The organism is Providencia sp. PROV174, assembly GCF_028480685.1.
Lineage (GTDB): Bacteria > Pseudomonadota > Gammaproteobacteria > Enterobacterales > Enterobacteriaceae > Providencia > Providencia rettgeri.
This window is the reverse complement of sequence record NZ_JAMPOT010000007.1, coordinates 180,536-206,106: the sequence shown is the minus strand read 5'-3', so window position 1 is coordinate 206,106 and position 25,571 is coordinate 180,536. Positions and strand designations below refer to the sequence as shown.

Below are 25,571 nucleotides of genomic sequence, written 5' to 3'. Positions count from 1 at the left end.
ACTATATATATACTCCATTCACCAAAGATGAACTTGAGTGGCATCAATAATTCTATCTATTTATAGGTAATAACGTACTACTGCTTTCGGGTTACTTTTTTGCTTTGTCGGGTCGTTAGCAGCACAAGGCAACTCATGGTAAAATTTCAGGACTTGTTAAACTGAGGTTTATGTATGTCTACTCTGCAAGGTGTTAATTCTGTTGATATAGCCGTAAGCATTTTAAATTATATTGCTCAAAATGGGGGCATTGCTCGCGCAGCGGATATTTCAAAAGGTTGTGAGATATCAAAAAGCCGTCTACATAAATATCTGGTTTCACTGTGCCGTACACAAATGCTGTACCAAGATTCTCAAACTAGCCGTTATGGTTTAGGCCGCAATTTAACCTTCTTAGCTAATTTTGTTAAACCTGAAGACTCTTACATCGAAACCATTAACAATAGTTTGATTCAATTTCGTGATGAACAGAACGTCTCAACAGGTATAGCCACGCGTCTAGGGAAGGCTCTTTCTTTAGTGAAATATAATCGTAGCTTCAAAAATATTGAAATTGACTTTTTACCTAATACGCCATTACCTGTCGTAAAAAGTGCAGCTGGGTTGGTTTATTCCGCATTTGATAACCAATTTGGCTCGAATTCCTATTCGCAAGACGAAATTAATAAAGTTATCCAACAAGGTTATGCCATCCGTTACCAACCAACTGAAGGTATTCCCGGAGCGCAATCTATTGCGTGCCCTGTATTTAATGGTGAAGGCCAGCTTGTCGCAGCAGCAGTGACGATGGGATTTATTGCAGAAAATGAAATGGAAAGGTTAGCAACCGCATTAATCAAACAAGTTAATCGGTTAAATTTATAATAACTACGCGTGGTCAATGTTATCTATCGACTCAAGCCAAAAACAGTAAAGCCGAGATGACCTCGGCTTTACACGGTAATTATTTCACATCAATACGCGGTAATTCACCCATCTCTTTGAGCTTTTTCGATATTTCACGACGTTCTTTGGAGAGTTCAGCGTTCTTGATAATATAATCATCAACACGATCATCATAATCACTACGCATATTCGCAATAATTGCCTGAATATCTTCAATCGACATACCTGGTTTTATATATTCACTCAAGTTATCCAGCAGCAAAACACGCTTCTGGTTATCACGAATTTTTTTCTCATTGTCGGTGATTTCACGACGAATTTTATTTTTGCGACGAAACATACGCACAAATTCCAGAACATTTTGGAAAGACGGCTTGTTAGCGTTGTCCATGTTTAAAACCCTCTAGTCAATATTCAAAACGCATTATCTATTAACACAATACAATCTAATCCTATTGAGTTACAAGCCCGTTTCGCATATTTATCAAATTATTCCGCTGAAAATTGATTTCACTTTATACTTTAACGACCAAATTTTCGGAGTGATCTTCATTACATTTATTTGTTTGATCTTTTTCTCTGATTTCTTGATTGCCTGCCCCATCACCTCTGAGACAAAATGCAGATAATATCGTCGTAATAATAACAAATATCCCCATGACCAGATAGGTATCAGCAAAACCAATTTTATCATACCCCCAACCCGCTAATGGCGATAAAATACTTGCAACGACAGAGCTCATGCAACTAAAGCCAACCAAATAAAGTGTCGATGACAAACGTTTATCGAAATGAAGACTGTTATATTTAAAAATCGCGACTAACAGAATCGGGAGCTCAACGGCATGCAGTAATTTCATTATCGATATCATAATCGCGCCATCAACTAACCCTGAACCAATAATGCGTAGTGCCATTACAGAACTCGCAAACAACAATCCATTTTTAGCACCAATTCGGTTGACGACAAATGGCGCTAAAAACATGCCTCCTGCCTCCAAGAAAACCTGCAATGAATTTAGATAACCGTACATCTCATTACCTAATTGCTCACTTTGAAACTGATGGGCAAAATACACCATAAATTGCTGGTCATACACACTGTATATACAGGTTCCTAATACAAACAATATCAAAGCCCAAAAATGGGGTTGTACAAACAATTGCAAAGCATCTTTCACCGTGATGGCTGAAGGTTTACCATGTTCAAGGCTATTATACGCATCTGCGTTTGCCGTTTTTAAATTCAATAAAATAACTAAAAATAATAAGCCTGAAACGGTTGCCATGATAAAATTGTAATCAGGGTTCAGGTTAATATTACGCCCAGCAAAAAACGTTGCGCTTGCCCACCCCAATGAGCCCCACATCCTCGCTTTTCCATATTCAAAATTACGTAATCGGCTGACTCGCTCTGTATAAGATTCAAGAACACCAATGCCCGCATGAAAAGTCATGCCAATAAACAAGCCACCAATAACACTGCCTAAAAATACATTCCATCTTAGCAGCGTACCGAAAACCATAAAAAATGGGCCAGATGAAATCAGTAGTACTGCAATAAATAACAGTAAATTTTTTCGTAATCCTAATTTATCTTGCATAAACCCATAGAGTGGCTGTGCGCAAAGTGCCACAATCGAAATACAAGAGAAAATAAATCCTGTATCCGCACCATCCAAGCCAACATATTTACGCAGCCAGATTGCAATGACAGAAAACGTTGATGACCACGTGAAAAAGAAAAAAAACAATAATGCACTCAAAGAGGCATAGTACTTTCTTGAACCACGATTCATATTTCATCACCTATCAAAAATTATCCTGATGAAATGTTAAGGTTAACATTGATTTCAAACCACAAAATAGCCTGTTAATTGTGATGTTAATCACCGATGTTAACGTTAACAGTCAATATATGTGATATCAATCACGATATACTCTCACTAATTGATGACGAATGTCTGCTGGGTAAAATATTTCATCAAATCATCCAAGTTACGGGCTCTCAATCTCACCCGCTCAATATCAGATAGCCTTGGTTTAGCTTTTACGGTAGATAAGGTATCATTAATCAACAAGGTATAGTGAATAGCAATAAATTGACCACTATCAATCTACTATATAACCATCAAAATGGTGAAAACGTTGCAAGATAATAAAAAACAACCGACTTTTTTTATTCATGACTATGAAACCTTTGGTAAGCGCCCTGCTCTCGATAGACCTGCGCAATTTGCAGGGGTCCGTACTGACCTTGATTTTAATATCATTGAAGAACCCGAAGTTTTTTATTGTGCTCCGGCTGATGACTATTTACCGCAACCTGAAGCCGTCATGATCACTGGGATTACCCCGCAGGTAGCATTATCTCAAGGCATTAATGAAGCCGAGTTTGCTAAACGAATTCATGCGGCTTTTAGTGTCCCTAATACCTGTATTATGGGCTACAACAATATTCGTTTCGATGATGAAGTTACGCGTAATATTTTTTACCGAAATTTTTACGACCCATATGCTTATAGTTGGCAACAAGGAAATTCGCGTTGGGATTTACTCGACACTTTGCGTGCCTGTTTTGCGCTTCGCCCTGAAGGTATTCAATGGCCAGAAAATGAAGATGGCTTACCGAGTATGCGTTTAGAACATTTGACCAAAGCAAATGGGGTTGCTCATGAAAATGCGCACGATGCAATGTCTGACGTTTTAGCCACTATTAATATGGCAAAACTATTGAAAGCCGCTCAACCGCGAATGTTCGATTACTTTTATCAGCTAAGAAACAAAAACAAAATAAGCCAACTTATTGATATTGTAGAAATAACACCATTAGTTCATGTGTCTGGTATGTTTGGCGCATTGCGTTCTTATGTCAGTTTAGTCGCTCCGCTTGCTTGGCATCCTGATAACAAAAATGCCGTCATTATGTGCGATTTATCTGCCGATATCTCACCATTAATTGAGTTAGATGTTCAACAATTACGTACCCGATTATATACGCCTAAAGCTGAATTGGCGGGCGCTTCTCCCGTTCCTGTAAAATTAGTTCATATTAATAAATGCCCAATTCTAGCGCCAGAAAAAACACTGCGGCCAGAAGATGCACAGCGAACAGGTGTTGACCGTGACTTGTGTATGCGTAATCTGGAAACCTTACGCAAGCACCCTGAAATTCGTAATAAATTAATTGAGTTATTTAGCGAGCCTCAAATATTTGCCGAGTCAGACGATGTCGATACACAAATTTATAATGGTTTTTTCAGTCCTTCTGACCGCTCAACTATGGATATTATTCGTGAAACTTCCCCACAGAACTTACCTGCATTGGAATTAAGTTTTGAAGATAAGCGCATGAAAGAACTTTTCTTTCGCTACAAAGCACGTAATTACCCTGCAACCTTATCTTATGATGAACAGCAGCGCTGGTTACAGCACCGTAGAGACTACTTTAATGAAGAGCGTTTAACAGAATACATGCAACAAATACAACTATTACTTGTAGAGCATCAACATGATGAAAAGCGTTGTCAGCAATTAAAAGCATTGATTAATTATGCGAGAGATCTCGCCAGTTAATTTAGCAATAAAAAAGGCAGATATTGAAATGTTTACCAATACCTGCCTTTTTTCATTTATATGACATGTGCCTTAATGGTCATGAGAATGACCGCAACCACAATCCCCTTCCCAATTTTTACGTTTAGTTGTTTTACCTAAACCAGGGTTCATTGTGTTTGTTGGGTCAGATTGCTTGTAGAATGATTTCAATTGTTCAGGAGCTTTATACAAATGTCCTACGTTATGCTCTGCAGGATATTGAGCGCCTCGCTCATCTAACAAAGCTAACATTTTTTCTTTTAGCTCTTTCGGGTCTACGCCTTTTTTCAATACATAATCCTGATGCATAACATGGCACATAAAGTGGCCACAATATAATTTATGCACCAATAACTTTTCAATTTCTGGTGGTAACGTTTCAAACCAATTTCTATCATTACGGCGTAATGCGATATCAAGAGGTAAAACATCTTCCACATCTTTGTTATGAACAGCATGATAACGAACCGCAGAACCCGCAGCTGCAAAACGATGTAAAAACGCTTTTGCTCCCTCCTCGGGGGTACATTCAAAATAGCCGCCATCTGCGCTTGAAAAATAAGATTTTAGCCAAACTTTAGCTTCCTCAATGCCATCTCCGGCCATTTTCAACATTAAATGGTGTTCGTAACGATCACGGAATTCTTTCATACGAGGTGGTAAATGGGAGGGCCATAATTTACTGAGAACTTGCATAGTACGGTCAATCAGATTTGATGGCAGGAATGGAACTTTATTTAATACCGCATCAATTCTCCCTTTAATGGTGAAAAACATTGGCATTTTGTCAGTGCCGAATTTATCAATCATTAAAAAGGTATCTTTGCCATAAACTTCTGCAATATCGAAGCAACCACGGTGCATATATTCCCCCGCTACTGGCAGGTTTTTAAATTCACTCAAAATATAACGACGTATATCTTCCAAAACATCTGGATTATTAGAACCGATATAAAATACCTGTGTTTTTTTATCTGCTGGGAAGGTATCTAAACGAACAGCAAATACGGCTAATTTTCCTGCGCACCCTGATGCTTCAAATAGACGACGCTCATCTGCGTTAAAGCGTGATGGCGTATCTGCATCGACATCACGAACGCGTTCTGCATATTCGTGATCAGACGCTAATTTATCGCTAACTTGCACGTCTTCACTGCTATAACCGCGATTTTGCAGGTTTGTCAGAATTTCTTCTGGAGTGTTCCCTAAATCGATACCAAGATGATTTACCAATTCTACTTTGCCATCATCACTGACTCGGCCATAGAGAGCCAGCTCAGTATAAGCAGGACCTCGGCGTACTAGCGACCCTCCAGAACTGTTACAAATCCCCCCAACGACAGAGGCACCAATACACGAAGACCCAATCAAAGAGTGTGGTTCGCGCCCTAATGGTTTTAAGATTTTTTCCAGATCGTACAAAGTGCTTCCCGGCATCGCAACCACTTGGTTAAATTCCGGTAAAACTTGAATTTGGTTTAATTTCAACGTACTAATGATGACAATATCGCGGTCATAGTCATAACCGCTCGGTGTTGACCCTTCGGTTAACCCGGTATTCGCCGCTTGCATTAGGACAATTTTGTCCGCTTCAACACACGCTTTGAAAACATACCATTGTTCGAGCAATGTTGTTGGAAATACAACCGCGATTGCATCCCCCATACCAGAGCGAAAGCCTTTGCGATAACGCTCTGTTTTATGCGGCTCTGTTAAAATATTTTTTTTGCCAACAATATTCCTAAGCGTCAGTAATAATCGTTGATTCTCAGGTTTCTTTGCATCATTCATTTGTGTGCCTTATTCATCGAATTCGTAATTATCATAGTTATACATTATGTGTTGTAACAACAATATCACATAATATTATGATGTTAATAGGCTACACGCTTTATCTTAAATAATTCTTAACGGGTAAAAAAATAGCGCCTCAAGGGCGCTATTTTATCAATTCTGATTTCAGTTCTAATTTCGGTTATATTCAAAATAGTTCGCGTTGTAGCAAGGCGCCGAGCAAAACGATCATGGGGAGCATACATAAGTATGTGACCCATGTCGTTTTGAGAACGCAACGCAGCTACAGCACGAAATATGAAGAATATAGTTACACGTCACTCATTTGCGGCATAGGCCGCTTAAACATACGCGTTAAAACAGCCATATACACTAAACCAACCGCAGTCCAGACTAGGCCATATACCATTGAATCTTCTTCAATATTTAGCCATAACACACAGACTGTTAATGTCCCGATGACAGGTAAAATCAAATAGTTAATGATATTTTTAGCCCCAGTCATACGGCGTTCACGAATAAAGAATTGGCTGATAACCGAAATATTCACGAAGGTAAACGCGATTAGAGCCCCAAAGTTAATTAACGCGGTTGCAAAATCCATTTCAAACCAGATAGCGCCTAGTGCTAAGAAACCAACCATTAATACGTTATATGCTGGAGTGCGCCACGTTGGGCTAACATAACCAAATACTTTTTCTGGGAATACCCCATCACGCCCCATGACATACATTAAGCGCGCACTACCCGCATGAGCCGCCATACCTGACGCTAATACCGTAACACATGAGAACACCAGAATGATTGACTGGAAGAATGCTCCAGCAACAAAACGCATAATATCTGGCTGTGTCTCGTTAATATTCTTAAAGCGTGATACATCAGGGAAGTATTGCTGTAAGAAGAAAGAAACGGTAATAAAGATAACACCACCAATTAACGCAGTTAAGAAAATAGCCCGCGGGATGACTTTACCCGCATTTGGCGTTTCTTCTGACAATGAGCTTAATCCGTCGAAACCTAAGAATGAGAAACAAAGAATTGTTGCCCCAGCTATCAGCGGGATCACTTCGGTTTTTTCATTCGCAAATGGGTTAAATGTCCAAATCTCACCTGAACCTTCACCATTCGAAACACCGTGAATAACTAAGCCCGTAAAGACCGCCATGACACCAACTTGGATAATCGCAATCACGGTACTTAAGTTCGCTATCACGTTGATACCGCGTAAGTTTGCTGCCGTCATCAATATGACTAGACCCACAACAAAAATCGCTGGTTCAACATTAGGGAAAATATCTTGTAAATAAATTTTAGCCAATAAGATGTTGATCATTGGCATAAAAATATAGGACAGCAAGGATGTCCAACCCACCAAGAAGCCAATATGAGGGCTCATTGATTTTTGGGCGTAAGTGTACGCTGAACCGGCTGATGGGAAACGTTTCACCAATTTACCGTAGCTCAGAGCAGTAAACAGTATCGCAGCAAGTGCAATAATGTATGAAGTTGGAACATGTCCACCGGTTTTATCTGACACCATTCCGAAGGTATCAAATATCGTCATTGGCTGGATATACGCAATACCGATCATCACTACTTGCACCAATGTTAAGGTTTTTGCAAGTTGTACGCGGTTATTCGCACCCGTTTGATTGTGACCGATGTCTAATGGAATTGGAGTATTATTTTGCACGTCTAAGCCCTCCCATAACTTTCGATTGCATACTACTTCGGCTTAATCGACAGTTACTGGGAAGACTTTGCATCTGCCTATAGGCAGAGAAAAACGAAGAGAGGGAGAAAGGCGTGTGAGCGAAGCCACCGAGAGCCCCATAGTCATCGATACGGCAGCCGCCAGTGCCTGGCCCTGCTGCGAATGCGAAAAAGTAAGCCATAAAAGCATTCCTCAAATCGGTAGCGAAAAATGTTTGCTACACGTAAATATTAAAATTATCTCTCCGGCTCTATGTCCGGCCCCGCTAGAATGAACGTTCCTAAAAACAAAAAAACCGATGCTTCATTTAATTAAGCATCAGTTATTTTTTAGTTCGCGCATTTTGCACGCCATAAATCGAAATAGCAAGTTAAATTGTTAACAAATCACCCTATTTTCCATGAGAAATTTTGATTATTTCTGACTTTTTGCCATATCTGCTTATAACCTCTTTTTCTTATGATTTTTATCAGGTTTTAATCAACAAAAAACCCTTTGGTAGAAGCCAAAGGGTTTGGATTAATCGAAATTATTTTTTCGATTAGAAGTTGTAGTTGATACCGATATTGTAGCGACGGCCTTCTAATTCAGCACCATAAGTCGCATTATCGATTCGGCGATCTAAGACGTTATATACGCCACCAACAATGTTCGCATTCTTGTTAAGCTGATAACTTGCACCTAAATCAAACAAAGCATAAGATGCTGTACCACTTGACATTTTTTGTCCACGACCTTGGTATTCAGAGGTTTTTCCACGGAAATTCATACGTGTCCATGTTTCTAAATCTTCAGTTGTTTGCCATGTCAGTGTGGAGTTAGCCATATGTTTAGGCTGCTTATTTAATGGCTTACCTTTATTTACACCACTTTTTTGTTCAGTATCAGTATAGGTGTAGTTAGCTGCAAAACTTAAGTCATCCACAATACGCCAGTTGAAAGTTAGTTCAACACCGCGCATTCTTGCTTTATCAACGTTCGCTTTATCGCTAATGAAACGATACGGTTGGTTAGGTTTGTCACCTTCACCATCTTGAGCAACTGTACATGCTCTTACTGTGCTACTATTTTCTTCACAACGCCTAACTTCAGTAATTTTATCTTTAAAGTCAGTGTTATAGATAGTTATCCCCGCAGTAATATTATCTTGATTGTTCCAGATAACACCAATTTCTTCGGTCACACTTTTCTCTGGTTTTAAGTCAGGATTACCATAAATAACGGCATTACCTGCACTACCACCTGTTGCTTGTCCCCAGTTTGCAGACGATTCACGCAAGCTTGGTGCTTTGTAACCTGTAGTTACCCCACCTTTAATTGTCCATTGTTCATCAGCATGCCATACACCATACAGACGTGGAGTCCAGTGTGAACCGTAGTTTTCGTCTTTATCCATACGAATACCACCCGTTAATGCAAAGTCATTGGTCATTAACCATTCATCTTCTGCGAATAACGCCCAGCTATATCGTTCAAGCTGATTATACTGTTTAAATTTATTACCTTCGTCTTTCAATTTCTCTTTACGATATTGACCACCAATACTTAAACTATGATCTCCCAGTAAAAAGACACTTTGATTACGGAAAACAAGGTCTTCTGCAGTCATTTTACGGCCTGGGTTTTTTGTCTCATCGTATTGAACATAGGTATCTGTTGATGCAATATCATAAATACCCGTATGGGTTAATGCCATATGAGTCAACTCATATTTGCTAAAACCGCTACCGTCGCCTCTTTTGCTGGTATATCCCTCACGGTCATCACGGTGTTGGTTATCACGTTTAAATTCTGCGTCGAAGGTATTTTTGTCATCTGGGGTCAACGATACCGTTGCTCCACCACTCGCCATGATTTGGCGGTTAAAACCATTAATGATTTTATCTTCACCACGATGTGAATATTGGCCTTGCAGTTTTACACCTAATAACCCATCAATTAATGGGCCTGAGGTGTAAAAGCTGCCTTGCCCTGTATTCCCTGAATTTTTACGTTCAGTGAGTGTAGTGTCTGCACGTAAACTGGTCGTCCACTCTTGTTGTACGCGACGAGTGATAATATTAATTACCCCTCCCATCGCATCTGAACCGTACAGCGATGACATTGGGCCACGTACCACTTCAATACGTTCAATAGCCGGTAATGGTGGTAACCAACCTTGTTCAATACCAGAGCCATCACTATTTGGGCGAGTTGTACGTGTATCAACACGTTTACCATCGATTAAAATCATGGTGTATTTAGCATCCATACCCCGAATACTAATGTCAGAGCTACTGCCGCCGCCGGTCACTAAAACACCTGGTACATCTTTTAATGCGTCAGTCACATCACGATAAGCTTTAGTTTCGAGTTGTTCGCGCGTCACAACAGAAATAGACGCAGGTGCATCTTCTATTTTCTGTTGGTAACCTGATGCCGTTGTTACATAGATTTTATCTTTACTGTCATCAGCAAATGCAGGCGCCGCAGCAATAGCCGCAATAATGCTAATTGCCACTTTTCTTTTATTAAAAACAACCATTCCCAACTCTCCAAGAGATATTTTGTTTTATATATGAATTGATTTGCTCACATTGATTTCATTGAATCAAAAAATATTTTTTATTATTGAGGCATTTAAATACCCATAGGAAATTCATGGTAAAAAACCATTTTATAATTCAATTAAATTTCCTGTGGGTAATTACTATTAATTAATATTTTATTTGTTTATTTTTGAACATTGCTTCCTATTATTTTATTTAATGTGCTTGCCAAGTACAGCAAGCACACTATTCTATTACGATATTAACTTGCTAATTTATCAACCAGCCCATCTATTAGAACTTGCGGAACACCTTGCGAACAACGTTCGATACGACCGCGCACGCCATAAACCTCAGCAAGACTTTCAGGGGTAATAACCTCAGCGGGCTCGCCTTGAGCAATTAAATTGCCTTGCTTCAACATTAATACATGCTCCGCATGTTTGAGCGCAATATTAATATCATGAACCACCACAACCGTGATTATATTTCGACGTTTCGTCTCTTTCGCAACTAAATCCATCACATGATATTGGTAATTTAAATCCAACGCACTTAATGGTTCATCTAATAACAATAAGTTGGGTTGACGAATTAAAGATTGTGCCAAACCCACTAATTGTTTTTGACCACCTGAAAGTTGGTCTAAATAACTTAACGCCAAATGCTCAATCCCCAATTGACGTAATAACCCCATCACTTCGTCTTTACTATTCTCATTGCTCAAACCGCCTGAAGCACGTTGAGCAACAATCACTGACTCTAAAACATACAGGTGCACACCAGCAGGTAACGTTTGCGGTAAATACACCACATTTTGTGCTCGCTGGGCAAAACTCTGTTGGGTTAAGTCCTGACCATCCAGTAACAACTGCCCTGTTGCCTTATTTAACCCCGCCAACGAACGCAACAATGTGGATTTGCCACTACCATTTGGCCCAAGTAATACCGTGATCTTGCCGCGAGGCAAGATATCCGTCGATAGGTTCTCAATTACGAGGCGTTTAGGGTAACCTGCATTAAATTGGTTAATAATCAGGCCACTCATGATACGTTCCCTCTATGACGTAAAATAATACTTAGGAAGAACGGTACACCAACCAACGAGGTTACGATCCCAACAGGGATAATCACACCCGGAATAATATTCTTCGACGCTATTGAGGCCATGGATAAAATTAACGCCCCAATTAATGCACTTGCAGGCAGATAAAAACGGTGATCTTCACCAAAAATCAACCTTGCAATATGTGGCGCAACTAAACCAATAAAGGCAATAGGGCCGACAAATGCCACTGCTAGCGCCGATAAAATACTGATGCGTAATAATGTTGTTAACCTTAAACGTCGCACATCAATACCGAAACTGATCGCCCTATCCTCACCCAATCTTAAAGCCGTTAGCTTCCATGAACTCATCATGGCAATTGGGAAAATAAGTGCGAAAACTAATGCCATCACCCCAAGTTTCACCCAAGTCGCTTTTGATAAACTGCCCATTGTCCAAAAGACTAAACCTTGCAAGGTATCTTCTGTTGCGATGAATTGCATCATGGAAACCAATGCATTAAAGGTGAACACAAGCGCAATACCAAACAGTACGACACCTGAAGTTGCTACGCGCGTCCAACGAGTTACTGCATCTAACATCAGCGCGGCTAACAGGGCAAAAATAAAGGCATTGGCTGATATCACCCATTGGTCAGGTACGCCTGGAATTGCAATGCCAGAAACAATCGCTAATGCGGCACCGAATGCCGCGGCATTAGATACCCCTAACGTAAATGGGCTCGCTAATGGGTTATTGAGGATTGTTTGCATTTCAGCGCCAGCAAGCCCTAATGACATGCCAATCACGACTGCCATCAATGCGTAAGGCAAACGAATATCCCAAACAATGACACGTGTTCCTGCATCAACCGCCTCTGGAGTCATCAACGTTTGCCATAAACGCTCGAGAGATAACCCTGATGGCCCCAAGGTAAAATCTATAACCAGTGATAATAAAATTGCCGCGATGATAACAGCTATCCATGTCAATCGACGGCGTAACATATTTTGATAATGTTGTTTTACATTATCGTCAGCCTGAATTGCAGATTTTTCAGCCGTAACCATTGGCTCGCTCGTAATACTCATCAATTCTTACCCGTTTTCATTACTTTTCGCTGACCCAATATACACCGATTGGTTCAATGGCGAGAAACTCTCTATGTAATTCTTCTAGTGTTTTTTGCGGTTCTAGATCGGCAAATTGTTCTGGATAGAACCATTTGGCGAAAACTTGCGTCGCAATCACATTGTATGGAGAGTTATAGTAATTGTGCCAAATAGCATAATCTTGTTTATCTTTTATGGCTGATAACGAGCTAATCCCTTTACGTTCAGTAATTTTTTTCAGGCTTTCTTGTGCATCAGCTAATGTGCTTTGTGCGCCTAATTGAACGCCTGCATCTTTACTACCTGGCGCTTTTGCACCAGATGCAATGTAAATATTTGGGTCTGCAGCAATGATTTTCTCTAAGTTCATCGTACCAAGCGCGCCCGGCAAAACGTCTTTAGCGATATTTTTACCACCAGCTAAATCAATAAAGTTCCCCATATTTCCATCACCAGCGGTACCACAGCAATCTTCAAAAGCACCAGCGCGTAATTCAATAAAAACACTTGGTTTTTTATCTTCTGGTATTTTCGAGGTAATATCAGTGACTAATTTTTGGTTTCTTTCATAAAAATCGACATACTTATTTGCTGCCTGTTCGCGGTTCAACGCTTTACCAAGTAAACGCATACTTGGTAATGTGTTTTCCAGTGGTTTATCACGGAAATCCACAAATACGACAGGTACACCAGCTTTTTCGAGCTGGTTGACTAGTTCACTATTTTTACCCGGCCCATGGCCTGACAAACCAAAAATTGCAATATCTGGGTTTAAGGTTAATACTTTTTCTGAACTGACACTATCTGCACTGGTATTACCAATTAATGGAATGTTATCAATTTCAGGAAATTTAGCTTTATAAACAGCATAGGTTTGCGGGTCTAGTTTTCGAAGGTCACCTTGCCACCCTACAATACGCTCAATGGGTTTATCGCCTTCTAGCAGAGCTATTGCACTAAATAGGCGCCCTTCGCCTAATAAAATGCGATTAACATTATCAGGAACCTCAACAGTACGACCTGCAATATCAGTCACCGTTGCGGCCCAAGCGCTCATACTGGCACTTGCTAATAACGCTAAACTTATTCCTTTTACTACCGACCTAGCTACAGACTTCTTGGCTACCGACGACATAGTATTGAGCTCCACTCTTAACCTCATTGACTTACTTTTTTATGCGGTAACAATAAAGCAAATAAGAATACTTATCAATACGATTATTAGTTTAATCATGGCTTTCATCAATGGAATTCTGTGACCATCATCGTAAACCCAAACATTTAGCCTATTTTACCGCCTAAATGCAGGTTTATTGCGCTATATATAAAAAAACAGCACCCTAATAAGGGTGCTGTTATTGATGATAGATATTTTAAAAAACTATTTATCTAAATTTTCGCGGTAACTTGGAAAGCTCATGTCTTTATAACGGATAAACGTCGTTTTCTTCGCTATCTTATAACCAAACCAAATTGCTAAAAATAACGGAATTCCAATATAAGTTGCGGTAACCCCTACCCAATCAATTTTATCTTCTAAAAAAGCTTGGTAGTTTTGGCCTAACGTGATTGTTAAGCACAAAATAAAGGCAAAAATAGGGCCGATTGGGAAAAAGCCTGAACGATAAGGTAAGTCATTAAGATCTCTCCCTTGAGCAATATAGCCCCTACGGAAACGATAATGGCTAATAGCAATACCTAACCAAGCAATAAACCCTGTCATCCCCGATGTATTTAATAACCACAAGTACACCGTTTGGTTGCCAAACATGGAACTTAAGAAACATAGCCCTGCAACAACCGTCGTTGCTAACAGCGCATAACGAGGTACGCCACCTTTAGATAAACGGGCGAAAATACGCGGGGCCTTACCTTCTCGGGCTAAGGTATACAACATACGGGTTGATGCGTACATACCGGAGTTACCTGCCGATAATACCGCCGTCAAAATAACCGCATTCATTACCGCAGCCGCAGATAATAAGCCTGCATTTTCAAATACTAAAGTGAATGGGCTTACACTAATATCTTTGACATCATTACGCAGTAAGCTTGGATCAGTATAAGGGATGATCAAACTAATAATTAAGATTGCAAAGATATAGAATAACAAGATACGCCAAAATACTTTGCGCACTGCTTTTGGAATATTTTTAGCGGGGTCTTTCGATTCACCCGCAGCAATACCGATTAATTCAGTTCCTTGGAATGAGAACCCAACAATCATTGCTACACCAATCATGGCTGAAAAACCACCAGCAAAAGGCGCATCACCAATTTCCCAATTATGCCACCCGGCATTTTCCGCACCGCTCATGATGCCAAAAATCATTAATACGCCGACAACAATAAAAATGACGACTGTAGTGACTTTTATTAATGAGAACCAGTATTCAGCTTCACCAAACCCTTTAACCGAAATGAAATTCAGTAAGAAAATAATGGCAAGGAAAATGGCGCTCCAAATCCAACCCGGGGTATCTGGGAACCAGTAAGTCATCACTAATTGAGCGGCAACTAAGTCAACAGCAATAGTCACAGCCCAGTTGTACCAATAGTTCCACCCAAGTGCAAAGCCAAAGCCTTCATCGACATATTTTGCACCATAGGTTGCAAATGAGCCTGAAACAGGCATATAAGCGGCTAACTCACCTAAACTGGTCATCAAAAAATAGACCATTAAACCAATGATAGCATAAGAAAGGAGTGCTCCACCGGGGCCTGCTTGTGCAACCGTTGCCCCAGAGGCAACAAATAAACCTGTACCGATGGACCCACCGATAGCAATCATCGCAAGATGGCGTGCCTTTAACTCACGGCGTAGTCTTTGTGGGCCGCCCTGCGAGATAGTATTGGTATGTTGTTCTGACATTTGTTCCCTGCATTTTATTATTCAGCTAATATCGCAGGGATTCTAGCAAAATAGACTGTGAGAACTAAGCAACTCTTCACTGTTATAAGATACCTTCATAATTCACACAAAATTATAAGTAAAATGCGTTATTGCCAAAAGTTGAATATTGTTTCTTTAACATCTAAGGAAAACTTGGCGTATTTATCCCTCTGAAGACTTAGTCCGTCGCGAGGCATCAAATGATTAATATGTGACTTGTGTAATCGAATGCAGCCAACAACGCGACGGGCGAAAAGATAATGAGAGTTTTTAGTTACAATATGACAGTAGGTTAGTAATCGCATTCGAAAGATGCTTTTGGCGGTGATAAATCAAATATAGCGTTCTTTCTAAATGAAGTTCATCTATTTTTAGTTCAACTAGAGAGCCATTTTCTAATTGTTCTTCGATCACTCGACGAGATAAACAACTTATGCCTATTCCATAACGAACTGCATGTTTGATCGCTTCTGAATTTCCTAGCTCCATTAAAATATGAAAGCCAGGAAGATGTGCAAATAATAATTGGTCGAGCACATCCCGCGTACCTGAACCTCTTTCACGCAAAATCCAAGGTGCATCACGTAAATCTTTTAAAGAAACTTTTTTATTCGCCAATGGATTTTGGGGTGAAACAAAAATAACGAGTTCATCTTTTAACCATGCTTTAGAAATTAATTCAGGGCTATGACAAACGCCTTCGATTAACCCAACATCAGCTCTAAACTCCATGACTGCTTTAATAATTTCTTCTGTGTTACTGATAAAAAGCTCTAAAGGAATATCCGGGTGGTCATGACGGTAACCCGCTAAGACTTCTGGTAAAATATAATTACCAATCGTTGTACTTGCTGCAAGACGTACGGCGCCCATCTCTTTTTTAAATAGTTGCTCGACTTCTAACCCTTGCTCCAATAAAGCTAAAGCTTTGGGATATAGCAGCCTTCCGTGCTCATTCGTAACAAGTCGTTTACCCACACGGTCAAATAATTGAACGCCTAATTGACCTTCTAAATCCGTTAGCGACGCGCTGACAGCCGATTGTGAAAGCGCTAATAACTGAGATGCCTGCGTCGTGGAGCCACTTTTTAATACTTCCGTAAAAACCTCAAGTTGCCTAAGTGTAATTCGCATAAAGGTAAGCCCCAACGTGATTTTTAGTATTTGTAATAATAATGTTAATATTAACGATTTATTCGCAATATTCCAGAAGAAACTTATAATCTATTTTGGTGGTAGATTATATAAAGATAATCAATTTAAATTATTATTACTTTTGTTATATCCTTATTACTAAATCTTATAAGCGGTAATAAAGAGTATTATCATGAATAAAAGTGACACCAACACCCTTGAGCAGAATAGCCTAAACCCTATATTTAAACTCATACCAGGTATTATTCTAGCGGGTATTCTAACTGCTATTGCAATTTACCTCGGTGACCAACCCTGGTTTATGGAGATCGGTTTAGGTGCATTAACCCTCGCAATATTGTTAGGAATTATTGTCGGGAATACTTTTTACCCCGTAGCCAGTCAATCTTGTGATGCTGGCATTAAATTTGCCAAACACTATTTCTTACGCGCTGGAATTATCTTGTATGGCTTTCGCCTTACTTTCCAACAAATCACTGACGTAGGCGCTACTGGTGTAATTATTGATGCTTTAACATTAACATCGACATTTTTATTAGCGTATTGGCTAGGTAAAAAAGTGTTCGGTCTTGATGAAGAAACAACATTATTAATTGGCGCAGGTAGTAGTATCTGTGGTGCAGCCGCGGTCATGGCAACTGAGCCTGTCGTTAAAGCTTCTGCGAGTAAAGTCGCTGTTGCCGTTTCAACCGTTGTTATTTTTGGTACGATTTGTATTTTTGTTTACCCTTGGATTTACCAATTAAACGCGCACTTTGGTTGGTTTCCAGCAACAGAAGAAACCTTTGGGATTTACATTGGTTCAACGGTACATGAAGTTGCGCAGGTTGTTGCAGCAGGCCATACGATTGGTACAGACGCAGAAAATGCCTCTGTCATTGCCAAAATGATCCGTGTCATGATGCTTGCGCCATTTTTAATTATTTTATCTGCGTTTTTAAGCCGTAAAACGGCCGCTAACCAAACAACAAAGACCCAAAAAAGTAAAATTACTATTCCTTGGTTTGCTGTATTTTTTATTGTGGTCGCAGGTTTTAACTCACTCAATTTACTGCCTCAGGCATTAGTACAGCAAGTTATTGCTTTGGATACCATTTTACTTGCTATGGCAATGGTTGCTTTAGGGTTGACTACCCATGTTAGCGCTATTCGCCAAGCGGGGATTAAACCATTACTAATGGCGTTGATACTGTTTGTTTGGTTGATAGTTGGCGGACTATTAATTAACTTACTGATTCAAAACATTTTTTAATCTACATTCTCCTCGTTTTTAGCCACCTTAACCGGTGGCTTTTTTGTTGATTTCATTTATTCGCTTATTAATGGCATACTCCAATAAAAAGGAGTCAAAAATGAAATATATTGGAGCACATGTCAGCGCCTCTGGTGGCGTTGACCAAGCCGTTATTCGCGCACATGAAATCAACGCAACCGCTTTTTCATTGTTCACCAAAAATCAGCGCCAGTGGAAAGCCGCACCACTGAGCGAAGAAGTGATTAAAAAATTTAAAGATAACTGCAAAAAATATGGATACGGTAAGCACCAGATCCTGCCCCATGACAGCTATTTGATCAATTTAGGTCATCCTGAATTTGAAGCTCTAGAAAAATCTCGGGTCGCTTTTATCGATGAAATGCAACGCTGTGAACAATTAGGTATTGATTTACTTAACTTCCACCCGGGCAGTCATTTAAACAAAATTGAAATTGACGACTGTTTAGCGCGGATTGCTGAATCTATTAATATCGCGCTTGCTGAAACCGAGGGGGTGACTGCTGTCATTGAAAATACGGCTGGGCAAGGTACTAACTTAGGTTTTGACTTTACACATCTCGCAAAAATTATTGATGGGGTGAAAGATAAAAACCGTGTAGGTGTGTGTATCGATACTTGTCATGCTTTTGCCGCAGGTTATGACCTACGCACTGCCGAAGATTGTGACAAAACATTTGGCCAATTTGCAGAGATTGTCGGGTTTGAATTTCTAAAAGGAATGCACCTTAATGATGCGAAAAGTGAATTTGCCAGCCGTGTCGACCGCCACCATAGTTTAGGTGAAGGGAATATTGGTTTTGTACCATTTACTTACATTATGCAAGATAGCCGCTTCGATGGTATCCCTTTGATTTTAGAAACCGTAAACCCTGATATTTGGCCACAAGAAATTGCGTGGTTAAAAGCACAGCAAAATAATTAGCGATTTAGACTATTTTCTAATAATAAAACCCCCACATTTATCATGTGAGGGTTTTATTTGAACTGAATGAACTATAACGATTTCATTTCAATTTTTGCCATCATATCCGCTAATTTATTTCTATTTTTTAAGCCAACATCTGGCTGGGAAACTGAGAGTGCAGAAATTGCGGTCGCCATACGTAAGGTATGCTCACTAGACTCACCATTGAGTAACCCATAAGCTAGCCCTGCAACCATCGAGTCACCAGCTCCAACCGTGCTTATCACTTCACAATGTGGTGGTTTAGCTAGCCAAGAACCTGACGCATTAACCCACAGCGCCCCTTCTTCCCCTAACGATATAACAACATGGGAAATGCCTTTATCTCTTAATTCATGGGCAGCAGCTACAACATCTTGTAAGTCTGGCAGTTTTCGACCAACCCAACTTTCTAGCTCATGACGATTAGGTTTTACTAGCCATGGTGAGGCTTTTAAACCTGCCTTTAAGGCTTCTCGGCTGCTATCAAAAATAATACATGGGCATAATTGACGAAGGCGAGTCATCCAACGAGTAAATTCTTCTGGATCAATACCACTTGGCAAACTTCCGCTGACCACAACCATATCGAAATGGCCTAGCCAATTGAGTGATTCAGTCGAGAAACGGTTCCAATCTTCTTTGCTGACCTCAAAACCTGAAAAGTTGAAATCCGTCGATTCCCCATTGTTTTCAGTAAGTTTTACGTTAATTCGTGTTCGTCCTGGCACCATACTGAAGCGGTTAGCCATGCCATTTTCACTGAAAAAATGTTGGAATTCTTCTTGGTTATCCTTTCCCATAAAACCACTAACAGTGATATCAATACCTAAGTCACGGAGTACTTTTGCGACATTGACCCCTTTACCACCCGCATTGAGGCTAGCGGTTTTGACTAAATTGACTTCACCAACTTCGATTGTAGAGCATAAGCCCACAAGGTCGTAAGCAGGATTTAATGTAATTGTAGCAACCCGGCGAGTCATAACCACTAATCTCCCTTATCATGATTATCGTGTCTTTAAATTTAAGTATAGTTATAACATTAAAGCATATTGTTTTCAGTGATATTTGTACTTTTTCCTGCTTGTTTTTCTATAAGATCATGTCAGGATCAGCACGCTAAAATATAAAATAATAAGGAGAATATATGTCTGAGCCTGCTTACGTCGTCGTTGGTGTCGGTGTGCTAATCACTAACAAGCATGGGCAAATTTTGGTCGGTAAACGCAGCAGTAAACATGCGCCCTATTGGTCCATTTTCGGCGGACATGTCGACCCTGGTGAATCTTTTGAAACCTGTGCAATTCGCGAAATAAAAGAAGAGATAGGTATTGATATCCAAGCCCCCATAGTGTTTGGTATCAGCAATAATTTACAAACTCACCAACAAGAAGGTAAACATACCGTTTCTGTTTGCATGCATGTTGAATATGACGGTGTTGTGGAACCTCAAATTATGGAAGCAGATAAATGTGAAAGCTTAATGTGGGTTTCACCAGACAAACTTCCAGAACCTCATTTTGAAGCTAGTCGCAACGCGGTTGACCTCTGGCTAACACAACGCTTCTATCGCCAAAACACCTAATTAATCGTAAGCGTACAAACATCCTCGCGTTGTACGTTTATTACTCATCTCCTTCTAATTACTCATTTTTCCCTATTTTATTCTATTTACTATATTTACAATACTTCATGCTTACCGTATCATTTAGCTAGTACAGTGAAACAACATATTTAGGAGCCACCATGGCTATTGATGGAACAACACAACAAAAAAATCCTTCTATATTAGGGGGTGCTATGATCATTGCCGGTACCGCAGTGGGTGCTGGTATGTTTTCTATTCCTATGGTGACTTCTGGCGTATGGTTCACAGGCTCCGTCATACTGTTAATATATACCTTTATTTGCATGTTACTTTCTGGGTTAATGATTTTAGAAGCAAATATGAATTACCCAGCAGGCGCCAGTTTCCATACGATGGTTAAAGATTTATTGGGTTCGACATGGAATTCAATTAATAGTTTATCCGTCACCTTTGTGCTTTACATACTAACTTATGCCTATATTTCTGCAGGTAGCTCTATCATCGCAGCGAATTTGTCAGAAAAAATACAGATACCACAAGCAGGTGCTGGCTTTATTTTTGCCTTCATAGTGGCTTTTTTTGTGTGGCTTTCTACGCGTGCTGTCGATAGGTTAAGTACCATTTTAATTGGTGGGATGGTAATCACCTTTATTATGTCAATTGGTGGAATGGTTTCAACTGCATCTCCAGCTATCTTATTTAACCAAACTGAGCAAGGTGAAAGCCAATATCTTCCATATGCCTTAGCCGCATTACCTTATTTATTAACTTCATTTGGTTATCACGGCAATGTGCCGGGATTAGTAAAATATTATAATAAAGATAGCCGCAGTGTTGTTAAGAGCCTCGTCTATGGCGCAACCATTACCGTGGTTATCTATATTTTGTGGCAGTATGCGATTCAAGGAAATATTCCAAGAACGTCATTTATTGAGATCAGAGAAAATGGCAATAATATTGATGCATTACTGACCCAAATGAATATTTCTACTCAAAGCAGTTTTATTTCTCAGTTTTTAAACCTGTTCTCCTATATGGCTTTAGCGAGTTCTTTCTTAGGTGTGTCTTTAGGGCTATTTGATTTTATCGCTGATTTTTTCAAATTTGAAGATAACAAATTTGGCCGCCTTAAATCCATATTAGTCACCTTTTTACCACCAACAATACTCGCTTTAATTTTTCCTAATGGGTTTATTTATGCGATTGGTTTTGCAGGGTTAGCAGCGACTATTTGGGCTGTTATTGTCCCTGCCCTGATGGCGAAAGCAAGTCGTAAACGCTACCCTAACAACAGTTATAAAGCACCAGGAGGGACCTTTATCATTGGCTTCGTGATCCTCTTTGGGTTAATTAATGCGGTTGCTCATTTATTATCACTATCTGGTTTACTTCCTATCTATTAACCATTCGAGTGTGAATATAGCCTACGAGTTATATTCACACTGATATTTATCTAAAAATTTTTCACTGAAAATTGACTTCAGCATCTTGCCTAATTCCTTATCTGCGAGTAATTTTGTCGCACTCTTTTTGACAACCCCAAAGAAGGTTATTTATGGCCAAGGCCAACGAAATTAAACGTGGTTTAGCAATTAACTACAATGGCAAACTATTACTTGTAAAAGACATTGATATTCAAGCACCTAGTGCTCGTGGTGCGAGTACGCTATATAAAATGCGCTTTACTGATATCAAAACTGGCCAGAAAGTTGAAGAGCGTTTCAAAGGCGATGATATTTTAGAAACCATTTCGCTAACACGTCGCGGAGTGAGTTTTTCTTATATTGATGGTGATGAGTACGTTTTCATGGACAATGAAGATTACACACCCTATCTTTTCAAAAAAGCAGATATTGAAGAAGAATTACTTTTTATCCCTGAAGAAGGGTTACCAGGAATGCAAGTATTAACAATGGATGGGCAAGTTCTTGCATTAGAGCTACCACAAACGGTTGATATGGTGATTGTTGAAACAACACCTGCAATTAAAGGGGCATCAGCTAGCGCACGGACTAAACCCGCAACTATGGCTACAGGGCTAACAGTCCAAGTCCCTGAATATTTAACCAGCGGAGAGAAAATTCGTATTCATATCGCTGAGCGTCGTTATATGGGCCGTTGTGACTAATTTTTGTTTTTAATTTGATAGAAACAATTTCTTATATGCCTATGAACAATAACTTCATAGGCATATGTCATTGAAATTAAACATTGCATACCCTTCTCATATTAGTTTGCTACATTCAATTCTTATTCAACTCAAGATTAATCGTATTTTATTGTATAAATACCTAAGGTTTTATCTTTATTAATCCAATTAAATTGTTGAGTACCTTTTTGATTCGGAAGCAACATTTCTTTATTTTTTAATTTACGAATATCTGCAGATGCCGTTTCTAATTTACCATTATCATTCCAGCATTTAGTTTCAACTTTATTAGCATTCGCTTCGACAACACAAGGTGATGCAACGATGGCACCTGTAAATCGGATAACGCCTGTACTACTGCGTTTCGTCTCACTATTTTCTGACGCAACGATTGAAAAACTTGTGCTTAATGATGTTACTACCAGAAAAGCCATTACCATTTTTTTTACTGAGCTATTCATAATGAAATCCCCTTTTAAAATTATGTTATCGTCACTTTCTGTAATTTATTTACAGTTAAAGTATTTAATTTGGCTGAATTGCCTGAGAACGACATACTAATTCCAAAGGGATATTAATAATTTCATTTATGGTCGTAGTTTTTTATTTTTTATTTAATTTTTTATCAAAACAAAATAAAGGACTTACATCACACTTAATTAACCACACAAAATGCAACACTTTATAAATAATATCTATTAGCATTAGCCCTATAATTTATGAAAATCGTCGCAATGCTACTTAAAGCTCACCTATACATCAAAAACTTTAAAATCGTTAAAGATAGTGTTAATCATCATGCATAAGAATTTAAATAAAAAAATCTCATTACCTTCTACCAATTTGATCGCATCAGGCCGACAGCGTGCTTGTTATCAGCACCCTGAATATGATGACCTATGTGTAAAAGTTCATTTAAGTGGAAGAGATGATAAAGAAACATTAAGGGAGGTTCGTTATTACAAGCGCTTATACAAAAAAAATTTCACCACAAAAACCATATCTCATTACTATGGTTTCCAGCAAACTGATCGCGGATTAGGATATGTGTTCCAGTTAATTAAAGATAAAACTGGAAATGTTTCACATACTTTAGATTATTACCTAAAAAACAAACAATTTTTTTTAAAACATAAAAAAAATATGAAAATTGCCTATGAGCAATTTAAAAAGAATATTTATAAAGAGGCTATCTCCACGATGGCACTTAAGACTTACAACATTGTTTACCAATTAGGTTATAAACCTCACGGCCAATTTCTGATTATTGATAACCTTGGGTCATCTAATTTCATTCCCATGGATTATTTTTCAGCTAGAATCGCTCGTGCCACCCTCAATCGCCGGTTTAGCGATTTCGAGCAACGGCTTTATCGTGACTACAATATCAAGATATAGCACTTACACTCGTGGTTCATTTGCATTATTACCGTTTGGTGATCAACATAAATTACCACACACTCGCCAGTATCTATTTCATGTAGAAAACCCGAACAACAAAATACCCTGATAAACATACAGTGAATTTACTTTCTTCATTATTCTCTGTGTGTTTTTTACTCTACTCATCTTTTTTAAAGTCTATTAAACTATTCGTTTTGCTCACAAATAAACCGTCATTAAATATAAATTTAAACTTCTTTACATTTCAAACTTAAAAAGCACATATTTATGTAATTACACTAAAATAATAACCAATAAAATGTGACTTAGATCATATTTCATTGACTGTAATTACCTGTGTTATAAGTAAATATCCTTCATATTAGGCAACTATCACATAAACCAATGGCAAATAGGCACTTTTATCTAATGTTTTGTAAATTTCACCTCTATTAACTCGCCATTTTGCTTTTGTTTATGTATGCTCTTAAAGGTTTGATTTGGGACTATTGCGATACCAAATCTTCTAACTAAAAAATGTAAAGAATGTTTTAGTAAATTTAGTAAATATTGATATATATCCTATACTCAATAAGTCATTAAATATGACTAGCACATTCGAACTTTAGTCGTGCTGCGATAAACACTTTCTGCGAAAAACACAGTTTTGGCATCTATAATGCGTTTTTCACAGGGATAAGTTTAGTTTTTTTGTGTCTTTTTACACAATAAAGTACTAGAAAAATGGTAAGGGATATATATAAGAATGCTAACTTCTGAAAAACTTAAGCGCTATGCTTGGCGCATTGTTCCGGCAATTGCAATCGCCGTAACGCTCACAGCATGTACCAACCCAAAGTCAGCTAAAAATACGCAATATACTGCCAAATCAGATGCACGTATGCTAAATGGTTCTGCTGGCGACTCCTTGACGATGGCATCTCAAGATGAATTCGAAGAATTAGTACAAAGTGTTGATACTAAATCTAAAATAATGGATCAATACGCAAGCTGGAAAGGCGTGGCTTATCGTCTTGGCGGTACAACAAAGAAAGGTGTTGATTGTTCAAGCTTCGTACAACGCACATTCTTTGAACAATTTGGTGTTGAACTCCCCCGCACCACTTCTGAACAAGAATCCTCAGGCAAAAGCGTAAAACGTAATAACCTAAAAGTCGGTGATATTGTTTTATTTAAAACTGGCCGAACTATGAAGCATGTTGGTATCTATATTGGCGACCAAAAATTTGTTCATGCATCAACCAGTAGTGGTGTTATCGTTTCTGAAATGACTAACTCGTACTGGAGCAAAAGATATTATGCCGGTAGACGTATTATTAATGGCTCATAAGTTTTTTTAACATTCTATATCCCCTCCCAATAAAAAAGCTTCCATACAATGGAAGCTTTTTTATTGGGAATTTTTATTAACTAAATTTAGTATAGCTATTTGATTCTTTTTGATAAAAATAGCTTAAATACCAAACCCACCTCACGATA

General features: G+C 38.9%; 22 protein-coding genes. 9 read left to right on the top strand and 13 right to left on the bottom strand.

What is annotated here, in order from left to right:
* Positions 1-174: 174 nt before the first annotated feature.
* Entirely contained in the window at positions 175-864 is a 690-nt protein-coding gene (locus tag PSE60_RS04555; protein ID WP_272664676.1) for a helix-turn-helix domain-containing protein, read from the top strand.
* A 79-nt stretch (positions 865-943) separates the two neighbouring features.
* Here PSE60_RS04555 and tmaR read toward each other — a convergent pair whose 3' ends face one another.
* Both tmaR and PSE60_RS04545 read right to left on the bottom strand, forming a co-directional pair.
* The gene (tmaR, locus tag PSE60_RS04550) at positions 944-1,276 is read right to left on the bottom strand and encodes a PTS system regulator TmaR (protein ID WP_004253179.1); all 333 of its coding nucleotides are present in this window, start codon (positions 1,274-1,276) and stop codon (positions 944-946) included.
* A gap of 124 nt (positions 1,277-1,400) precedes the next feature.
* The gene (locus PSE60_RS04545) at positions 1,401-2,684 is read right to left on the bottom strand and encodes an MFS transporter (RefSeq protein ID WP_272664675.1); all 1,284 of its coding nucleotides are present in this window, start codon (positions 2,682-2,684) and stop codon (positions 1,401-1,403) included.
* Positions 2,685-3,033: 349 nt separating this feature from the next.
* On the opposite strand from PSE60_RS04545, the gene sbcB reads away from it, so the two are divergent.
* Complete coding sequence (gene sbcB, locus PSE60_RS04540; RefSeq protein ID WP_109911592.1) at positions 3,034-4,461, top strand: exodeoxyribonuclease I; 1,428 nt, start codon at positions 3,034-3,036, stop codon at positions 4,459-4,461.
* Positions 4,462-4,533: 72 nt separating this feature from the next.
* Here the strand turns inward: sbcB and dld are convergent, their stop codons facing one another.
* From dld to yieE, 9 genes are all read right to left on the bottom strand, one after another.
* Positions 4,534-6,273, bottom strand: coding sequence for a D-lactate dehydrogenase (gene dld, locus PSE60_RS04535; RefSeq protein ID WP_272664674.1), 1,740 nt, complete (start codon positions 6,271-6,273; stop codon positions 4,534-4,536).
* A 313-nt stretch (positions 6,274-6,586) separates the two neighbouring features.
* Positions 6,587-7,972, bottom strand: coding sequence for an APC family permease (locus PSE60_RS04530; RefSeq protein WP_210836272.1), 1,386 nt, complete (start codon positions 7,970-7,972; stop codon positions 6,587-6,589).
* The gene (locus PSE60_RS04525) at positions 7,962-8,174 is read right to left on the bottom strand and encodes a hypothetical protein (protein ID WP_272664673.1); all 213 of its coding nucleotides are present in this window, start codon (positions 8,172-8,174) and stop codon (positions 7,962-7,964) included. The genes PSE60_RS04530 and PSE60_RS04525 overlap by 11 nt, the downstream gene beginning before the upstream one ends.
* A 360-nt stretch (positions 8,175-8,534) precedes the next feature.
* Positions 8,535-10,517, bottom strand: coding sequence for a ligand-gated channel protein (locus tag PSE60_RS04520; protein ID WP_272664672.1), 1,983 nt, complete (start codon positions 10,515-10,517; stop codon positions 8,535-8,537).
* 266 nt (positions 10,518-10,783) lie between these two features.
* Positions 10,784-11,572, bottom strand: a complete 789-nt coding sequence (locus PSE60_RS04515) for an ABC transporter ATP-binding protein (RefSeq protein WP_272664797.1) — start codon at positions 11,570-11,572, stop codon at positions 10,784-10,786.
* Positions 11,566-12,660 carry a FecCD family ABC transporter permease gene (locus PSE60_RS04510; RefSeq protein ID WP_210836275.1) on the bottom strand — a complete coding sequence of 365 codons (1,095 nt, stop codon included), beginning with the start codon at positions 12,658-12,660 and terminating at the stop codon, positions 11,566-11,568. The genes PSE60_RS04515 and PSE60_RS04510 overlap by 7 nt, the downstream gene beginning before the upstream one ends.
* A 19-nt stretch (positions 12,661-12,679) precedes the next feature.
* Positions 12,680-13,816, bottom strand: a complete 1,137-nt coding sequence (locus tag PSE60_RS04505; protein WP_272664671.1) for an ABC transporter substrate-binding protein — start codon at positions 13,814-13,816, stop codon at positions 12,680-12,682.
* Between the two features lie 246 nt (positions 13,817-14,062).
* Positions 14,063-15,553: an amino acid permease gene (locus PSE60_RS04500; protein WP_210836279.1), complete on the bottom strand. Its 1,491-nt coding sequence runs from the start codon at positions 15,551-15,553 to the stop codon at positions 14,063-14,065.
* Between the two features lie 291 nt (positions 15,554-15,844).
* Positions 15,845-16,708: a DNA-binding transcriptional regulator YeiE gene (gene yieE, locus PSE60_RS04495; protein WP_004911888.1), complete on the bottom strand. Its 864-nt coding sequence runs from the start codon at positions 16,706-16,708 to the stop codon at positions 15,845-15,847.
* Between the two features lie 193 nt (positions 16,709-16,901).
* On the opposite strand from yieE, the gene PSE60_RS04490 reads away from it, so the two are divergent.
* Both PSE60_RS04490 and nfo read left to right on the top strand, forming a co-directional pair.
* Positions 16,902-17,981, top strand: a complete 1,080-nt coding sequence (locus PSE60_RS04490; protein ID WP_164528734.1) for a YeiH family protein — start codon at positions 16,902-16,904, stop codon at positions 17,979-17,981.
* Between the two features lie 100 nt (positions 17,982-18,081).
* Complete coding sequence (nfo, locus tag PSE60_RS04485) at positions 18,082-18,927, top strand: deoxyribonuclease IV (RefSeq protein WP_272664670.1); 846 nt, start codon at positions 18,082-18,084, stop codon at positions 18,925-18,927.
* A gap of 71 nt (positions 18,928-18,998) precedes the next feature.
* Here nfo and fruK read toward each other — a convergent pair whose 3' ends face one another.
* Complete coding sequence (gene fruK / locus PSE60_RS04480) at positions 18,999-19,934, bottom strand: 1-phosphofructokinase (RefSeq protein WP_004253135.1); 936 nt, start codon at positions 19,932-19,934, stop codon at positions 18,999-19,001.
* A gap of 164 nt (positions 19,935-20,098) precedes the next feature.
* On the opposite strand from fruK, the gene PSE60_RS04475 reads away from it, so the two are divergent.
* The 3 genes from PSE60_RS04475 (at position 20,099) to yeiP (ending at position 22,667) form a co-directional block, all read left to right on the top strand.
* The gene (locus tag PSE60_RS04475; RefSeq protein ID WP_272664669.1) at positions 20,099-20,536 is read left to right on the top strand and encodes a nucleotide triphosphate diphosphatase NUDT15; all 438 of its coding nucleotides are present in this window, start codon (positions 20,099-20,101) and stop codon (positions 20,534-20,536) included.
* 161 nt (positions 20,537-20,697) lie between these two features.
* A complete protein-coding gene (mtr, locus tag PSE60_RS04470; RefSeq protein ID WP_004911904.1) occupies positions 20,698-21,942 on the top strand; it encodes a tryptophan permease in 1,245 nt (414 codons plus the stop codon).
* A gap of 152 nt (positions 21,943-22,094) precedes the next feature.
* Positions 22,095-22,667 carry an elongation factor P-like protein YeiP gene (gene yeiP / locus PSE60_RS04465; RefSeq protein ID WP_210836285.1) on the top strand — a complete coding sequence of 191 codons (573 nt, stop codon included), beginning with the start codon at positions 22,095-22,097 and terminating at the stop codon, positions 22,665-22,667.
* 137 nt (positions 22,668-22,804) lie between these two features.
* Here the strand turns inward: yeiP and PSE60_RS04460 are convergent, their stop codons facing one another.
* Positions 22,805-23,149, bottom strand: coding sequence for a hypothetical protein (locus tag PSE60_RS04460; RefSeq protein ID WP_272664668.1), 345 nt, complete (start codon positions 23,147-23,149; stop codon positions 22,805-22,807).
* A gap of 337 nt (positions 23,150-23,486) precedes the next feature.
* Here PSE60_RS04460 and PSE60_RS04455 point away from each other — a divergent pair, with 337 nt between their 5' ends.
* Positions 23,487-24,086 (top strand): YrbL family protein, encoded by a 600-nt coding sequence (locus tag PSE60_RS04455; protein ID WP_210840433.1) that lies wholly within the window; start codon positions 23,487-23,489, stop codon positions 24,084-24,086.
* Positions 24,087-24,837: 751 nt separating this feature from the next.
* Positions 24,838-25,422 (top strand): bifunctional murein DD-endopeptidase/murein LD-carboxypeptidase, encoded by a 585-nt coding sequence (mepS, locus tag PSE60_RS04450; RefSeq protein ID WP_210840432.1) that lies wholly within the window; start codon positions 24,838-24,840, stop codon positions 25,420-25,422.
* Positions 25,423-25,571 lie beyond the last annotated feature (149 nt).

What these genes read in the sequence shown, in the direction of transcription:
- PSE60_RS04555 (WP_272664676.1), top strand. Translation starts at nt 175, where the DNA reads ATGTCTACTCTGCAAGGTGTTAATTCTGTTGATATAGCCGTAAGCATT.
- tmaR (WP_004253179.1), bottom strand. Translation starts at nt 1,276, where the DNA reads ATGGACAACGCTAACAAGCCGTCTTTCCAAAATGTTCTGGAATTTGTG.
- PSE60_RS04545 (WP_272664675.1), bottom strand. Translation starts at nt 2,684, where the DNA reads ATGAATCGTGGTTCAAGAAAGTACTATGCCTCTTTGAGTGCATTATTG.
- dld (WP_272664674.1), bottom strand. Translation starts at nt 6,273, where the DNA reads ATGAATGATGCAAAGAAACCTGAGAATCAACGATTATTACTGACGCTT.
- PSE60_RS04525 (WP_272664673.1), bottom strand. Translation starts at nt 8,174, where the DNA reads ATGGCTTACTTTTTCGCATTCGCAGCAGGGCCAGGCACTGGCGGCTGC.
- PSE60_RS04520 (WP_272664672.1), bottom strand. Translation starts at nt 10,517, where the DNA reads ATGGTTGTTTTTAATAAAAGAAAAGTGGCAATTAGCATTATTGCGGCT.
- PSE60_RS04510 (WP_210836275.1), bottom strand. Translation starts at nt 12,660, where the DNA reads ATGAGTATTACGAGCGAGCCAATGGTTACGGCTGAAAAATCTGCAATT.
- PSE60_RS04505 (WP_272664671.1), bottom strand. Translation starts at nt 13,816, where the DNA reads ATGTCGTCGGTAGCCAAGAAGTCTGTAGCTAGGTCGGTAGTAAAAGGA.
- PSE60_RS04500 (WP_210836279.1), bottom strand. Translation starts at nt 15,553, where the DNA reads ATGTCAGAACAACATACCAATACTATCTCGCAGGGCGGCCCACAAAGA.
- yieE (WP_004911888.1), bottom strand. Translation starts at nt 16,708, where the DNA reads ATGCGAATTACACTTAGGCAACTTGAGGTTTTTACGGAAGTATTAAAA.
- PSE60_RS04490 (WP_164528734.1), top strand. Translation starts at nt 16,902, where the DNA reads ATGAATAAAAGTGACACCAACACCCTTGAGCAGAATAGCCTAAACCCT.
- nfo (WP_272664670.1), top strand. Translation starts at nt 18,082, where the DNA reads ATGAAATATATTGGAGCACATGTCAGCGCCTCTGGTGGCGTTGACCAA.
- fruK (WP_004253135.1), bottom strand. Translation starts at nt 19,934, where the DNA reads ATGACTCGCCGGGTTGCTACAATTACATTAAATCCTGCTTACGACCTT.
- PSE60_RS04475 (WP_272664669.1), top strand. Translation starts at nt 20,099, where the DNA reads ATGTCTGAGCCTGCTTACGTCGTCGTTGGTGTCGGTGTGCTAATCACT.
- mtr (WP_004911904.1), top strand. Translation starts at nt 20,698, where the DNA reads ATGGCTATTGATGGAACAACACAACAAAAAAATCCTTCTATATTAGGG.
- yeiP (WP_210836285.1), top strand. Translation starts at nt 22,095, where the DNA reads ATGGCCAAGGCCAACGAAATTAAACGTGGTTTAGCAATTAACTACAAT.
- PSE60_RS04460 (WP_272664668.1), bottom strand. Translation starts at nt 23,149, where the DNA reads ATGAATAGCTCAGTAAAAAAAATGGTAATGGCTTTTCTGGTAGTAACA.
- PSE60_RS04455 (WP_210840433.1), top strand. Translation starts at nt 23,487, where the DNA reads ATGCATAAGAATTTAAATAAAAAAATCTCATTACCTTCTACCAATTTG.
- mepS (WP_210840432.1), top strand. Translation starts at nt 24,838, where the DNA reads ATGCTAACTTCTGAAAAACTTAAGCGCTATGCTTGGCGCATTGTTCCG.